The 13,031-nt window shown below is 72.9% G+C and carries 14 protein-coding genes; 6 read left to right on the top strand and 8 right to left on the bottom strand.

Translation table 11 applies throughout. From position 1 onward, the window contains the following. Nucleotides 1-51 precede the first annotated feature (51 nt). On the bottom strand, nucleotides 52-1,098 hold the full coding sequence (locus AB0A69_RS17465; RefSeq protein ID WP_361421879.1) for a lytic polysaccharide monooxygenase: 1,047 nt from the start codon (nucleotides 1,096-1,098) through the stop codon (nucleotides 52-54). 359 nt (nucleotides 1,099-1,457) lie between these two features. Between AB0A69_RS17465 and AB0A69_RS17470 the strand changes: the two genes are divergently transcribed. Further along, nucleotides 1,458-2,243, top strand: coding sequence for a hypothetical protein (locus tag AB0A69_RS17470; protein ID WP_361421882.1), 786 nt, complete (start codon nucleotides 1,458-1,460; stop codon nucleotides 2,241-2,243). Nucleotides 2,244-2,338: 95 nt separating this feature from the next. Here AB0A69_RS17470 and AB0A69_RS17475 read toward each other — a convergent pair whose 3' ends face one another. After that, nucleotides 2,339-3,007 (bottom strand): response regulator, encoded by a 669-nt coding sequence (locus AB0A69_RS17475; RefSeq protein ID WP_361421885.1) that lies wholly within the window; start codon nucleotides 3,005-3,007, stop codon nucleotides 2,339-2,341. A 125-nt stretch (nucleotides 3,008-3,132) separates the two neighbouring features. Here AB0A69_RS17475 and AB0A69_RS17480 point away from each other — a divergent pair, with 125 nt between their 5' ends. The 4 genes from AB0A69_RS17480 to AB0A69_RS17495 are packed head-to-tail and all read left to right on the top strand — an operon-like array spanning nucleotide 3,133 to nucleotide 6,567. Then, nucleotides 3,133-4,116 carry a tripartite tricarboxylate transporter substrate binding protein gene (locus tag AB0A69_RS17480; RefSeq protein WP_361421888.1) on the top strand — a complete coding sequence of 328 codons (984 nt, stop codon included), beginning with the start codon at nucleotides 3,133-3,135 and terminating at the stop codon, nucleotides 4,114-4,116. Beyond that, nucleotides 4,113-4,625, top strand: coding sequence for a tripartite tricarboxylate transporter TctB family protein (locus AB0A69_RS17485; protein WP_361421891.1), 513 nt, complete (start codon nucleotides 4,113-4,115; stop codon nucleotides 4,623-4,625). The genes AB0A69_RS17480 and AB0A69_RS17485 overlap by 4 nt, the downstream gene beginning before the upstream one ends. Next, nucleotides 4,625-6,121: a tripartite tricarboxylate transporter permease gene (locus tag AB0A69_RS17490; RefSeq protein WP_361421894.1), complete on the top strand. Its 1,497-nt coding sequence runs from the start codon at nucleotides 4,625-4,627 to the stop codon at nucleotides 6,119-6,121. Before AB0A69_RS17485 ends, AB0A69_RS17490 begins: the two co-directional genes overlap by 1 nt. Then, a complete protein-coding gene (locus tag AB0A69_RS17495; protein ID WP_361421897.1) occupies nucleotides 6,118-6,567 on the top strand; it encodes a GNAT family N-acetyltransferase in 450 nt (149 codons plus the stop codon). The genes AB0A69_RS17490 and AB0A69_RS17495 overlap by 4 nt, the downstream gene beginning before the upstream one ends. A gap of 1 nt (nucleotide 6,568) precedes the next feature. Here the strand turns inward: AB0A69_RS17495 and AB0A69_RS17500 are convergent, their stop codons facing one another. Both AB0A69_RS17500 and AB0A69_RS17505 read right to left on the bottom strand, forming a co-directional pair. Beyond that, on the bottom strand, nucleotides 6,569-7,081 hold the full coding sequence (locus tag AB0A69_RS17500) for a DUF402 domain-containing protein (RefSeq protein WP_361421900.1): 513 nt from the start codon (nucleotides 7,079-7,081) through the stop codon (nucleotides 6,569-6,571). Continuing rightward, nucleotides 7,062-7,985 (bottom strand): GNAT family N-acetyltransferase, encoded by a 924-nt coding sequence (locus AB0A69_RS17505; RefSeq protein ID WP_361421903.1) that lies wholly within the window; start codon nucleotides 7,983-7,985, stop codon nucleotides 7,062-7,064. The genes AB0A69_RS17500 and AB0A69_RS17505 overlap by 20 nt, the downstream gene beginning before the upstream one ends. A gap of 82 nt (nucleotides 7,986-8,067) precedes the next feature. Here AB0A69_RS17505 and AB0A69_RS17510 point away from each other — a divergent pair, with 82 nt between their 5' ends. Then, nucleotides 8,068-8,442, top strand: coding sequence for a GntR family transcriptional regulator (locus tag AB0A69_RS17510; protein ID WP_361421906.1), 375 nt, complete (start codon nucleotides 8,068-8,070; stop codon nucleotides 8,440-8,442). 234 nt (nucleotides 8,443-8,676) lie between these two features. Here the strand turns inward: AB0A69_RS17510 and AB0A69_RS17515 are convergent, their stop codons facing one another. Genes AB0A69_RS17515 through AB0A69_RS17530 form a run of 4 tightly spaced genes read right to left on the bottom strand, consistent with a single transcriptional unit; the run spans nucleotide 8,677 to nucleotide 12,476 of the window. Then, the gene (locus AB0A69_RS17515; protein ID WP_361421909.1) at nucleotides 8,677-9,771 is read right to left on the bottom strand and encodes a DUF5925 domain-containing protein; all 1,095 of its coding nucleotides are present in this window, start codon (nucleotides 9,769-9,771) and stop codon (nucleotides 8,677-8,679) included. After that, on the bottom strand, nucleotides 9,722-10,612 hold the full coding sequence (locus AB0A69_RS17520) for a polysaccharide deacetylase family protein (protein ID WP_361422463.1): 891 nt from the start codon (nucleotides 10,610-10,612) through the stop codon (nucleotides 9,722-9,724). Before AB0A69_RS17520 ends, AB0A69_RS17515 begins: the two co-directional genes overlap by 50 nt. Nucleotides 10,613-10,632: 20 nt before the next feature. Further along, nucleotides 10,633-11,652, bottom strand: coding sequence for a glycosyltransferase family 2 protein (locus AB0A69_RS17525; protein ID WP_361421912.1), 1,020 nt, complete (start codon nucleotides 11,650-11,652; stop codon nucleotides 10,633-10,635). Beyond that, nucleotides 11,649-12,476 (bottom strand): glycosyltransferase family 2 protein, encoded by an 828-nt coding sequence (locus AB0A69_RS17530; protein ID WP_361421915.1) that lies wholly within the window; start codon nucleotides 12,474-12,476, stop codon nucleotides 11,649-11,651. Before AB0A69_RS17530 ends, AB0A69_RS17525 begins: the two co-directional genes overlap by 4 nt. Nucleotides 12,477-13,031 lie beyond the last annotated feature (555 nt).

Here is a 13,031-nt window from a genome sequence, read left to right on the forward strand (position 1 = left end):
CCGGGGCTCGCCTCCGCGCGGACCCCGGCACCGTCGGTCTGTACGCCGCCGTCAGCGGCCGTGCCGCCCCGCCGGGGCGGACTTGCGGCGCGCGGCACCGAACAGCACCGCGGCCCCGAGGGCCAGGACGGCCGCGCCGCCGATCGCCACGTACGTGGTCGTGCCGTCGGCTCCGGTCTCGGCGAGGTTGTCCCCGTCGGCCGCGGTCGCGGGCGCGGCGGCGGGCGACGGGGTGCTCGCGTCGTTCGCCTGGGGAGCGTTGGCCCCGGGCGTCTTCGTGTCCTTCGTGTCCTTCGGGTCCTTCGCGTCGGTCGCGTCGGTCGGCTCCGTCGACGGCTGCGGGGTGTGGTGCTCGTCGCCCCCGTGGCCGCCGTGGTCGACCGTCGACTGGTCGGCGCCGTCCTCGATCTGCTGGTCGGAGGGGGCCGAGGCGGTCGGCGCCGGGGCGGAGCCGCCGCTGTCCTTGCCGAAGACCACGTCGGAGCAGGTGTAGAACGCCTCGGGGGAGTCGGAGCGCTGCCAGATCGAGTAGACCAGGTGGCGCCCGGACTTCGCCGGGACGACGCCGTCGAAGGAGTACGCGCCGTTCTCCAGCTTCGGGTTGGTCACCTTCGCGAACGGCTTGGCCTCCAGGTCCGACCACTTCAGCGGCTTGGACGGGTCGTAGCCGTCCTTGGTGATGTACAGCTCGAAGGAGCCCTTGTGCGGCGCGGTCGCCTTGTAGTGGAAGGTGTGCTTGCCGGCGGCGAGCGGCGAGGACGGCCAGTCCGCGCGGGGCAGGTCGAGCCCCTTGTACTTGTCGCGGTTGGCGCTGCACAGCTTGCCGTCGGGGATCAGCCGCTGGTGGTTCCCGGCGGCGTTGGCGATGTTGACCTCGTTCCAGTCGTAGAACGCCTGCGCCCCGCTCGCCGCGACCGCCGCCTTGCACGCCGCCGAGTCGGGGCTCTCGGGCCCCTCGGCGTAACAGGCGGACACCCGGCTGACGGGGTCCGTCAACGTCCCGTGCGCGGCGGCCGGGGCGGCGGCCAGTCCTGCCAGCGCGAGCGGCGCGGCTCCGAGGACGGCGGCTGCGGCGGCCGTACGGCGGCGAGAGCTCATGGTGACGTACTCCTTCGAGGGACGGCGTTGTGGGGGGTGGCTACGGAAACCGGATCCGGACGGGCGGCGCAGCCCCCCGATGAGCTCGGCGCCGACGGCCCGGACCAGCCCGGTGATCAGCAAGCTAGCCCCTCGAAACCCCGAAAAGGCCTGCAGGGAGCGGCGGATGGGGATTCTTATGCTCCGCTTAAGGGAGCGCTAAGAAGACGATCAGGAAGCGGCCTTCCGGCTCCCGCTCAGCCGTGCGCCCGGCCTCGGCAGGCCGAGTGGCGTACATCACGTTTGCGGCGTACATCCCTCACGTGGCCTCGCAGGTCTGGCATGACGCGCTGAAGCGCATGCGAATGAGGAGAACAATCATGGCGATCAACAAGACGCTGGTGAGCGCGGCCGTTTGCGCCGCCGTGGCCCTGACCCTGACGGGTTGCTCGAAGAGCGACGGCGGCACGTCCGACAAGGCCGGCAAGGCGACCCCGAGCGCGTCGCCGTCGCCGGCCAAGCCGGTCGACCCCTTCGCGGGGATGACGGCCGACCAGATCGCCGACAAGTCGCTGGACGTCACCAAGGCCGTCGACTCCCTCAAGGCCAAGGTCACCGACACGGTGGAGAAGGTGCCCGAGACCTTCGAGGTCGTGGTGAGCAAGACCGGCGAGTGCGACGGCACGCTGACCAGCGAAGGGGCGAGCCTCCAGTTCCGTCACGCCGCGAAGGCCTACTACCTGAAGGGTGACGAGAAGTACTGGCGGCAGGGCGAGGAGGGCACGCCCAAGGAGGAGGTCGACGCCATGGTCGAGATCCTAAAGGGCCGCTGGGTGCAGATGCCGCAGGCGGACGCCGAGGCGGAGGGCATGACGGAGATGTGCGACTCCGACGGCCTCCTCGACGTCGGTGACGACGTCACCGGCCTCACCCGGGGCGCCGACACCACCGTCGACGGGCAGCCGGCCGCCGTCCTCACCAAGAAGAACGGCGCCGAGACCACCACGCTCTACGTCGCAGCCAAGGGCGAGCCGTACCTGCTCAAGTACACCGTGGTGGGCGGCGAGGCCCCCGCTTCCGGCGACTTCGCCGACTTCGGCAAGCCCGTCACCGTGACGCCGCCCCCCGCCGACCAGATCGTCGACCTGGACAAGCTCGGCGGCTGAGGCCCCGCCCGGCCGACCTCCCCGCCCGGCCGCCCGCCGGGCCCCGTGACGAGGCCCGTCCCGCCCACCGTGGGCGAGACGGGCCTCGTCGTGTCTCAGCCCACCCTCCGGTAGCGCCGTTCCGGCCGGCCCGTGCCGCCGTACCGCAGGGTCACCTCCGCGCGGCCCGTCTCCGCGAAGTACTCCAGGTACCGGCGGGCGCTCACGCGCGACAGCGAGCCCGCCTGCGCGCACTCCGCGGCCGACAGGCCCGCCGGATGGGCCCGCAGGATGCGGTCCACCAGCTCCGCCGTGTGCGGCGCCAGGCCCTTCGGGAGGTCGCGCGAGCCCGGCGGGCGCGTGCCGAAGATCTGGTCCACGTCCTCCTGGCGCGCCTCGTCCAACGCGTCCAGACGGCTGCGCACCGCCGCCACGTGCAGCAGCTGATCGCGCAGCGCCGCCTGGCTGAAGGGTTTGATCAGATAGTGCAGGGCCCCGGCGCGCAGCGCCGAGCGGACCGTGCCCGCGTCCCGCGCCGCCGTGATGAACAGCGCGTCCACGCCGTGCCCCGCCGCCCGCAGCGCACGCAGCACGGCGATCCCGTCCATGTCGGGCAGGTAGACGTCCAGCAGCACCACATCCGGGCGCAGGGCGTCGGCCGCCCGCAGCGCCTCCGCGCCGGTGTGCGCGGCCCCGACGACCGTGAAGCCCTCCACGGCGGAGACATAGCGGCAGTGCAGCTTGGCGACCATGAAGTCGTCGTCGACCACCAGCACCTTCGTCACGGCGACACGCTAGGTCGTGACCACAACGACCACAACGTCCGTTGGTTGCGGAAGGGAGACAGCTTCTTCACGCACGGGCAACATGTGGGCCACCTCACACCCTTCCGACACGAAAGGCGGCTCCGTTGCGATCGCGCACCCCGCTCGCCCTGCTCGGCGCGGCGCTGCTGGTCCTCCTGGGACCGCCGCTGCTCACCCCGGGCAGCGGCTCCGACACCGGCACCCGGATCCCCGGCCTGCGCCTCATGGTGCCCAACACCCCCGGCGGCGGGTACGACATCACCGCGCGCACCGCGGCCAAGAACGCCGAGGACGCGGGCCTCACCCAGGACATCGAGGTCTTCAACCTGCCCGGCGCCGGCGGCACCGTCGGCCTGACCCGGCTCGTCGGCGAGCACGGCAACGGCAAGCTCGCCATGTCCATGGGCCTCGGCGTCGTCGGAGCCGTCCACACCAACAAGACCCCGGCGACCCTCGCCGACACCACGCCCATCGCCCGGCTCACCGAGGAGCAGGACATCGTGGTCGTCTCCAAGGACTCCCCGTACAAGACCATCCAGGACCTGCTGGCGGCCTGGCGCGCAAACCCCGGCAAGCTGCCCGTCGGCGGCGGGTCGTCGCCCGGCGGCCCCGACCACCTCGCGCCCATGCTGATGGCGCAGGCCGCCGGGATCGCCCCGAAATCGGTGAACTACGTCCCGTTCGACGGCGGTGGCGAGCTGCTCGCCTCCATCCTCGGCGACAAGGTCGCCTTCGGTGTCTCCGGCGTCGGCGAGTACCTCGACCAGATCAAGGCGGGCGAGCTGCGGCTGCTGGCCGTCACCGGCCCCCAGCGCGTCCCCGGCCTCGACGCGCCGACCCTCCGCGAGGCGGGGCTCGACACCGAGTTCACCAACTGGCGCGGCATCGTCGCACCGCCCGGCCTCTCCGCCGCCGAGCGCGACAAGCTCATCGGTCTCGTCACCGAACTGCACGACTCCCCGCAGTGGCGGGACTCCCTCCAGAAGAACGGCTGGACGGACGCCTTCCTCGCCGGGGACCGGTTCGGCGCCTTCCTCGACGAGCAGGACCGCCGGGTCGACTCCGTACTGAAGGAGCTGGGACTGTGACCACGCCCACCGACCGCCGCTCCTGGCTGCGCGAGCACTCCGAGCTCGGCGTCGGCCTGCTGCTCGCCGTCATCGGCGTACTCGTCCTGACCGACGCGCTGACGATGGACGTCGACCTCGCGCAGCGCGGGCCCGTCGGCCCCACCACCGTCCCCCTCGTCGTCGGCGCGGGCCTCCTCGTCGTCGCCGTCCTCCTCGCCGTCGACGTCCTGCGCGGCGGGCGCGGCGAAGCCGAGGGCGGCGAGGACGTCGACCTGTCCGAGCCGGGCGACTGGCGCACGGTCCTCCTCCTCGCCGGGGTGTTCCTCGCGGCCGCCGTCCTCATCGACCCGCTCGGCTTCCCCCTCGCGGGCGCGCTGCTCTTCTGGGGCTCCGCGTACGCGCTCGGCAGCCGGCGCCTCGACCGGGACCCGCTCGTCGCGGCGGTCCTCTCCGTCCTCACCCACCTCGTCTTCACCCGGCTGCTCGGCGTCCCGCTCCCCGGCGGACCGCTGATGGGAGTGCTCTGATGGATGCCCTGAACTCCCTCCTCGGCGGCTTCTCCACCGCCCTCACCCCCATGAACCTGCTCTGGGCGGCGATCGGGGTCCTGCTCGGCACCGCCATCGGCGTCCTGCCCGGCATCGGCCCGGCCATGGCCGTCGCGCTGCTGCTGCCCGTGACGTACGGGCTCGAGCCCACCGGCGCGTTCATCATGTTCGCCGGCATCTACTACGGCGCGATGTTCGGCGGCTCGACCACCTCCATCCTGCTCAACACCCCGGGCGAGAGCGCCGCCGTCGTCGCCGCCATCGAGGGCAACCCGATGGCCAAGGCCGGGCGCGGCGCGCAGGCGCTCGCGGCCGCCGCGGGCGGCCACTTCGCCGGCGGCATGATCGGCACGATCCTGCTCGTCGCCCTCGCCCCGACCGTCGCCGACCTGGCGGTGGACATCGGCGCGCCCGACTACTTCGCCCTCATGGTGCTGGCGTTCATCGCCGTGACCTCGGTGCTCGGCTCCTCCCGCATCCGGGGCCTGGCCTCGCTCCTCATAGGCCTCACCCTCGGCCTGGTCGGCCTGGACCAGATGACCGGCCAGCAACGGCTCACCTTCGGCGCCCTCCAGCTCGCCGACGGCATCGACGTCGTCATCGTCGCGGTCGGCCTCTTCGCGATCGGCGAGGCGCTGTGGGTCGCCGCCCACCTGCGGCGTACCGGCGGCGACGCGATCCCCGTCGGCCGGCCCTGGCTCGGCCGCGCGGACCTCCGGCGCACCTGGAAGCCGTGGCTGCGCGGACCGCTGATCGGCTTCCCCTTCGGCGCGATCCCGGCGGGCGGCGCCGAGATCCCGACCTTCCTGTCGTACGTAACCGAGAAGCGGCTGTCGAAGCACAAGGACGAGTTCGGGCGCGGCGCCATCGAGGGCGTCGCCGGACCGGAGTCGGCGGCGTCCGCCTCGGCGGCCGGCACCCTGGTCTCGATGCTCACCCTCGGGCTGCCGACCACGGCCGTCGCCGCCGTGATGCTCGCCGCCTTCCAGCAGTACGGCATCCAGCCCGGACCGCTGCTCTTCGAGCGCGAACCGGAGCTGGTGTGGGGCCTGATCGCCTCGCTCTTCGTCGGCATGGTGCTACTGCTCGCGCTGAACCTGCCACTCGCACCCCTGTGGGCCAAGCTGCTGCGCATCCCGCGGCCCTACCTGTACGCCGGGATCCTCTTCTTCGCGGCGGTCGGCGCGTACGCGGTCGGCGGCGAGGCCCTCGACCTGGTCGTCCTGCTGGTCATCGGGGTCATCGGATTCGGCATGCGCCGCTACGGCCTGCCGGTGCTGCCCGCCGTCATCGGCGTCATCCTCGGCCCGGCCGCCGAACAGCAGCTGCGCCGCGCGCTCCAGATCAGCGACGGCAGCGTCACCGGCCTGGTCGACACGCCGTTCTCGGTGGCCGTGTACGCCGTGATCGTGCTCCTGCTGGCCTGGCCCCTGCTGAGGAAGGTGATCTCCCGCCGCCGTAACCTACCGGCATGAACGATCTTGATATCCGGATCGCGACCCCCGCCGACACCGGCCGCGTGAAGGCCGTCACCGACGCGGCCTACCACCACTACATCGCGCGGATCGGTCTCGTACCGGCCCCGATGGAGGCGGACCACGCGGCCGACGTCGCGGCGGGCAGGGTGTTCGTCGCCGGTGACCCCGTGGCCGGCCTCGTGGTGGTGCGGACCGAGGCCGACCACCTGTACCTGGACAACATCGCCGTCCACCCCGACACGCAGGGCACCGGCCTCGGCCGGCGCCTGCTCGCCTTCGTGGAGGAGCGCGCCCGCGAGCTCGGCCTGCCCGAGGTGCGGCTCCTCACGAACGCGATGATGTGGGAGAACCAGAAGATGTACGAGCGGTACGGCTACGAGGTCGTCGAACGGCGCCTGGACGGGCCGTACGACCGCATCCACTACCGCAAGCCCGTCTCCTGACCTACATCCCCGGCGCCGGCACCCGCCCGGATCCCCGGCCGCCGCCCGGCAGGCGGCCTTCGCGGGCCAGGACCTCCAGCGCGTTCAGCGCCTCACGGGCGGCGGCCGCCGCCTCCGGGTCCCGCTCCGCCAGGCCGCTCGCCTCGAACTCGTCCTCGTCCAGGCGCAGGACCTCGGCTCCGTCCCCCGACACCCACAGGTCGAGGTCCAGGTCCTCCACCACCACCTCGCCACCGTCGACGACGGCGGGCCGGGTGATGTCGCAGTACCAGCCCTTGAGGGCACCCGTCCCGTCCCGGACCTCCTTCACCGCGTACCACCGGTCCCGCCAGTAGTGCTCCGTGAAGACGTCGCCCGGCTCGAACCGTACGAAGCCGAAGTCCCGCACCCCGTCCACGGCCCAGGGCGCGCGGACGGTGAGCCGGGTGCCGTCGTCGGCGACGAGCTCCGCCGGGTAACGGATCTTCGTACGGCCCGCCTTGACGAGGCGGATGTCAACCGAGCGTGCGGACATGCCGGACCTCCGTCGCGCAGATCTCGTACCCGAACCACTTGTTGATGGCCAGCATCGGCCCGTTCTCGCCGTCGTTGCTGGTGTACGCGTCGGTGAAGCCGGCCGCGCGGGCGCGGCGCAGCGAGTCCGTCTTGGCCAGCTTGGCCAGGCCCCGGCCGCGGAACGCGCGCAGGGTGCCGGTCATACCGGAGACGTACCGCGTCTCGCCGTCCGTGTAGGCGGCGGTGTACGACGCCACCCGGCCGTCCACGGTCACGACGGTCGACAGACCGCGGTGCAGCAGCGGGTTGTTCCAGATCGTCGCCAGCCAGTCCTCGTAGTCGTCGAGGTCGGTGTCGATGTCGCTCGGCTCGTCCGACGTCGCCTCCGCGTCCGCCTCGAACATCGGGCGCGGGTCGGCCTCGTAGTCCGCGGCCGTACGCAGCTCGACGCCCGGTGGGAGGGTGCCCGGCAGCTCGGGCAGGGCCGCGCGGGCCAGGTCCAGGTGCTGGAAGTGCGCGGTCCGGGTGGGGCGGTAGCCGCGCTTCTCGGCGAACGCCCGGCTCCCGGGCTCGTCCAGCACCCAGCTGTAGACCGCCGTGGCGCCCTCGGCGGCCAGGTGCTCCTCGGCCGCCCGCAGCAGCATCGCGCCCGCGCCCTGGCCCCGGTGACCGGGATGGACCTGCGGAGTGGCATGCGACTGGCCCGGGTCGCTGCTGTCGTACGCGATGCCGGCATAGGCCGTGCCGATGATCTCGCCGTCCTTCTCGGCGACCAGCAGCCGCATCTTCTCGGCCGGGTTCGCCGTCTCGACGTCGAAGAGCACGGAGCGGGGCGTCACCGCCATGAAAGGCACGGTCACGCGCCGCGACCGGCTCACGGCCTCGGCGTCCTCGGGTCGGAAATCGCGCACGATCACAGTCATGGGGCCGACGCTACGCGCGGTCCGGCGACGGCCGCCTCCCCGTTTCCGCGCCCCGGGGGAGAGGTGGGGGACAATCGGCCCCGTGACCTTGACGATCTCCATCGACGCGGGTTCCTCCACCGCTCCGTACGAACAGCTCCGCGCCCAGATCTCCGAGCAAGCCCGTTCCGGCCGCCTCCCGGTCGGCTACAAGCTGCCGACCGTCCGCGGCCTGGCGGAGGAGCTGGGCCTCGCCGCGAACACGGTCGCCAAGGCGTACCGGGTGCTGGAGGCCGACGGCGTGATCGAGACCCGCGGCCGCGGCGGCACGTTCATCGCCCCGGCGGCCGACGCCGCCGCCCGCCAGGCCGCCACGGCCGCCACGGCGTACGCGACGGAGGCCCACCGCCTGGGCCTCACCCACGCCGAGGCCCTCGCGGCGGTCACGGACGCGCTGCGGGCGGCGTACGGCGACTAGGTCGTGTCCGCAAAGTCCCGTCTGCCTGGCGACGCCTGGCACGCACGCTCGCCGCGTTGTCGTCAGTCGCCAATGCTCCGCAGTGGCTCCATCCTCCGCCTTGCGATCGCACGCACCAGACGCCGCCAGGCCCGCCCTCGCGGGCGGACGACGCTACTTTGCGGACACTCCCTAGGGGGTGTCCCTCGCCGGGGCGACCGGCGGCGCGCCACTGCTCGTCGGCGGGGGCCGCCGCTACAAGTACAGCCCCGCGTCGCGGCCCTTCGGCTGGTCCGGGACCGAGGCCGGGCCCGTGCCGCGGCGCAGCGCGTAGAGCTCCGCCAGGGTCGCGCCGTCGCGTCCGACGCCCTCCTCGGTGCCGAGCCAGGCCACCGACTCCTCGCGCGTGAGCGGCCCCACCTCGATGCGGGCGAGGCAGCGGCCCGGGCGGACCACCGCGGGGTGGAGGCGCTCCAGGTCCTCGTTGGTGGTCACGCCCACCAGGACGTTGCGGCCCTGGCCCAGCAGACCGTCCGTCAGGTTCAGCAACCGGGACAGGGCCTGGCCCGCCGTGTGCCGGGCCTCGCCCCGGATCAGCTCGTCGCAGTCCTCCAGGAGCAGCAGCCGCCAGCGGCCGTTGGCGGTGCCCTCGTCCTCGCCGATCGCGATGTCCATCAGGTAGCCGACGTCGTTGAACAGCCGCTCCGGATCCAGCACGCAGTCCACCTGGCACCAGTCCCGCCACGACCGGGCCAGCGTGCGCAGCGCGGACGTCTTGCCCGTGCCCGGCGGGCCGTGCAGGAGCAGCAGCCGGCCCGCGATGTCGTCCGGCGTGACCTTCATCAGCCGGTCCATCGCCTCGGCCACCGGCGCCGTGTAGTTGGGCCGCACCTCCTCCCACGTGCCCGCCGCGATCCGGCGCGTCGTACGGTGCGGGCCGCGCCGCGGCGACACGTACCAGAAGCCCATGGTGACGTTGTCGGGCTGCGGTTCCGGCTCGTCCTGCGCGCCGTCGGTCGCCTGCCGGAGGATCCGCTCGGCCAGCTCCGCGTCGGTCGCCGTGACGGTGACGTCGGCGCCGCGGTTCCAGCGGGAGACCAGCAGCGTCCAGCCGTCGCCCTCGGCGAGGGTCGCACTGCGGTCGTCGTCGCGCGCCGCGCGCAGCACCGCGCCACCCGGCGGGAACAGCTCCGCGCCGGGCTTGACCCGGTCGATGGTGGTGCTCCGCGCGTACGGCTGCTCGCCCGTCGCGAAGCGCCCCAGGAACAGCGCGTCGACGACGTCGGCGGGGGAGTCGCTGTCATCGACGTTGAGCCGGATCGGCAGGGCCTCGTGCGGGTTGGCAGACATGCACCCCATGATCCGGCACACGCGGCCGCGCCGCACGGCCTTTATGTACGGATGCCACGGATGCCACGGATGCCGTGGCCGCCCCCAAGGCCGTCCCGGCGCGCCGTACCGCGCGCACCACCGCGTATCCCTTCGTGAGCGCCCGGTCCTTCGCGAACGCCCGCCCGACCGCCCGCCCCTCCACGAGCCGCCCGAACGTCTCGATGCCGGTGCCGCGCCGTACGGTCACCCTGCGCAGCGCGTACGGCCCCTGCGACCGCCGGGCCGGCGCGTTGCCCACGGCGAGCGACTGCGCGAAGCCGGCCTCGCGCACCGCACTCCGTACGCGCCGGGTGGAGTAGCCGTACGGGTAGGCGAAGGACACCGGCGCGGCCCCCAGTTCCCCGGCGATGATCTCCCGGCACCGTACGGTCTCCGACCGCAGCCGCGCGTCGTCGAGCTGGTCCAGCTGCGGATGCGTGTGGGTGTGGCCGCCGATCTCCGTGCCCGCGGCGGCCAGTTCGCGCACCTGGCCCCAGTCGAGCATGGTGTCCGGGGCGCCGCCCTCCTCGTACGCGCCCCGCAGCCAGCCCGTCGTGACGAACAGCGTGGCGGCGAACCCGTGCGAGGCGAGGACGGGCAGGGCGTACCGGTGCACGCCCTCGTAGCCGTCGTCGAACGTGATCAGGACGGGCCGCGGCGGCAGCGGCGCGCCGCCCCGCCAGGCCGCACCCAGCTCCGCGGCCGTGACCGGGGTGAACCCGCGCTCGGAGAGCAGCGCCATCTGCGCCGCGAACGCCCCGGGCGCGACGGACAGCCCGTACGCCGCCTTCGCGGGCCGGTGCCCGACGGCGTGGTACATCAGGATCGGCACGGGCTCGGTCACGACGCGCCTCCGGTCGGCCGGTTTCCGAGGGGACGCGCGCCGATCGGGCCGTACGCGAACGTCGCACCGCCGCCGCGCCGCGTCCGCCACGTCCCCCGGGCGTACCCGAGCGCCGCGGCCGACACGCCGGTCACGATGGCGCCGGCGCGCCCCGCGCCGCCGGGCCGGCCGCGTACGAGGTCGCGCAGGCCGCGTGCCACTCCGGCGGGCAGCACGCGGGTCGTGTAGCGGCGCTCCGTTTCGAGCCCCTTGCCCGCGCCCACGCTCCGGGCCACCAGCGCTTTGGACAGCCCCTCGGCGTACGTACGGGAGCGGAAGTAGCCGAACCGCTCGCGAGCGGGCGGCACCTTGTGGTGGATCACCGCCCGGTCGTCCATGAGCAGGACCGCCTCCGGCAGGGCCCGGCCGAGCCGGATGCACAGCTCGGTCTCCTCCCCGCCGAGCGGCCGCTCGTCGCCGCCCCGCCCGATGCCGGTGGCGAAGCCCCCGGCGGCGTCGAAGGCGGTACGCCGGAAGGAGGCGTTGCCGCCGTGGATGTTGCGCACCCGCACCCGCCCGGAGGGCAGCCCCCGGTAGGTGCAGCCGACGACCCAGTCGAACTCCTCCGGGAACCACACCGGCCGCCGCCCCGATGCCCACGCCGGCACCGTCCGCCCGCCGACGGCCATCACCCGGGGGTCGTCGAACCCCTCGTCGAACCACCGCAGCCAGTCGGGCTCGGCCACGGCGTCGTCGTCGAGGAAGGCGACGATGTCGCCGCGGGCGGCGGCGACGCCGGTGTTGCGGCCGGCCGAGAGGCCGCGGGGGCCCGCGTTCGCGAGCACCCGCACCTTCTCCCCGGCGTCCTCGTACTCCCGGCCGAGCCGCTCCAGCAGCGCCGCGTTGTGGTCCACCACGAGCAGCGTCTCCAGGGCCGGCCGGGACTGCCGCAGCACCGAGACGACCGCCGCGAGGACGTCCTCCCAGCGGTCCTCGGTGTACGCGCAGATCACCACGGAGAACCGACGCTCGCTCAAGAGACCGCGCCTCGCGGGGCACTCACCGAGAAGCTCGCGGTGCGACGGCGAGCGGCACGCCGGGCCCCCTTCTCCCGGAGGATCACCTTCAGGACGCGCAGGCCGTCGCGCAGGGCGTTGAGGTTGCTGACGCCGTGGATGCGCAGGTACTCGTGGCTGGGCACCTCCTGGACCCGCAGGCCCGCCTTGACGACCCGGATGTTGATCAGCGTCTCGATCTCGAAGCCGGTGCAGTCCAGGTCGATCTCGTCGAGGCAGTGACGCCAGAAGGCGTTGTAGCCGTAGCAGAGGTCGGTGTAGCGGGCGCCGAACTTGGCGTTGACGACGGCGCACAGGGCGCGGTTGCCGAGCCGGCGGACCAGGGTCATGTCGTCGGTGCCGCCGCCGTTGGCGAAGCGGGAGCCCTTGGCGAAGTCGGCGCCGCCGACGAGGGCGGAGACGTAGCTGACGATCTCCTGGCCGTCGGCCGAGCCGTCCGCGTCGACCATCACGATGATGTCGCCGGTGCAGGCGGCGAAGCCGCTGATCAGGGCGTCGCCCTTGCCCTTGCCGGCCTGCCGGACGACCTTGACGTCCGGTCGCAGGGCGCGTGCGACGGCGACCGTGCCGTCCGTGGAGTTGCCGTCGACGAGGACGACTTCGTGGATCCACTCGGGCAGGCTCTCGAAGACGTACGGAAGGTTCTCCGCCTCGTTCATGGCGGGGATGACGACGCTCACCGGTGGCGCGATGGCCAGGTGGGAGGTGATCGCCCGGTAGTGGACGGGTATTCGGCCCGCCGCACGCCGGTCGTGATCGGCGGACGCGACCAAGGAGTCGCTCATGAGTCGTTTCCCTCTCGTCCGGTGGACCGCCCGCCCCCGGGCGGCCCGGCTGAATGTCCGGTGCGAAAGGGGGGTTCTCACCCCGGCCAGGACGGAATGGCTCTCCGTACGGGATGGATGAGTTGGTCTTTCCGGCCGCGCGCGGCAATGCGCCTCGGCACAAGGGCATCACCGAGCACGGCACTCCCCCCCAGAGGGCCTTGACGAAAGCCCCCCACGCCCGCTCCGGGATCCATCGCGGCCACGAGCCCTCCCCTGAGCCGTTATACGTGATGGTCCGTTGCGGGTGGATGTACGACGGTATTGATGATGTGGACTGTATGGCAAGGCCTGGGGTGAGGCTCACCTTTTCGCTTCTTTGGGGAAAGAAACGTGCCTTGACCGTAACAGCCGTAACACCCGTAAAAACGGGTGGAGATCCTTCCGTGGGGGAAATGGGATTCCGCGCGATTCATGCCGCCCGGTGACGGCTGGCGGAGGCCCGCTCGCCAACTCCCGTGCTTCCGTGCGCCGTCCGCCGGCCACCCGGGAGCCTCCCGCACGTCTTGGCATGGA

Origin of the sequence: Streptomyces sp. NPDC045431 (genome assembly GCF_040646655.1) — a bacterium.
Classification (GTDB): Bacteria; Actinomycetota; Actinomycetes; order Streptomycetales; family Streptomycetaceae; genus Streptomyces.

What these genes read in the sequence shown, in the direction of transcription:
- AB0A69_RS17465 (WP_361421879.1), bottom strand. Translation starts at nt 1,098, where the DNA reads ATGAGCTCTCGCCGCCGTACGGCCGCCGCAGCCGCCGTCCTCGGAGCC.
- AB0A69_RS17470 (WP_361421882.1), top strand. Translation starts at nt 1,458, where the DNA reads ATGGCGATCAACAAGACGCTGGTGAGCGCGGCCGTTTGCGCCGCCGTG.
- AB0A69_RS17490 (WP_361421894.1), top strand. Translation starts at nt 4,625, where the DNA reads ATGGATGCCCTGAACTCCCTCCTCGGCGGCTTCTCCACCGCCCTCACC.
- AB0A69_RS17495 (WP_361421897.1), top strand. Translation starts at nt 6,118, where the DNA reads ATGAACGATCTTGATATCCGGATCGCGACCCCCGCCGACACCGGCCGC.
- AB0A69_RS17500 (WP_361421900.1), bottom strand. Translation starts at nt 7,081, where the DNA reads ATGTCCGCACGCTCGGTTGACATCCGCCTCGTCAAGGCGGGCCGTACG.
- AB0A69_RS17505 (WP_361421903.1), bottom strand. Translation starts at nt 7,985, where the DNA reads ATGACTGTGATCGTGCGCGATTTCCGACCCGAGGACGCCGAGGCCGTG.
- AB0A69_RS17515 (WP_361421909.1), bottom strand. Translation starts at nt 9,771, where the DNA reads ATGTCTGCCAACCCGCACGAGGCCCTGCCGATCCGGCTCAACGTCGAT.
- AB0A69_RS17520 (WP_361422463.1), bottom strand. Translation starts at nt 10,612, where the DNA reads ATGTACCACGCCGTCGGGCACCGGCCCGCGAAGGCGGCGTACGGGCTG.
- AB0A69_RS17530 (WP_361421915.1), bottom strand. Translation starts at nt 12,476, where the DNA reads ATGAGCGACTCCTTGGTCGCGTCCGCCGATCACGACCGGCGTGCGGCG.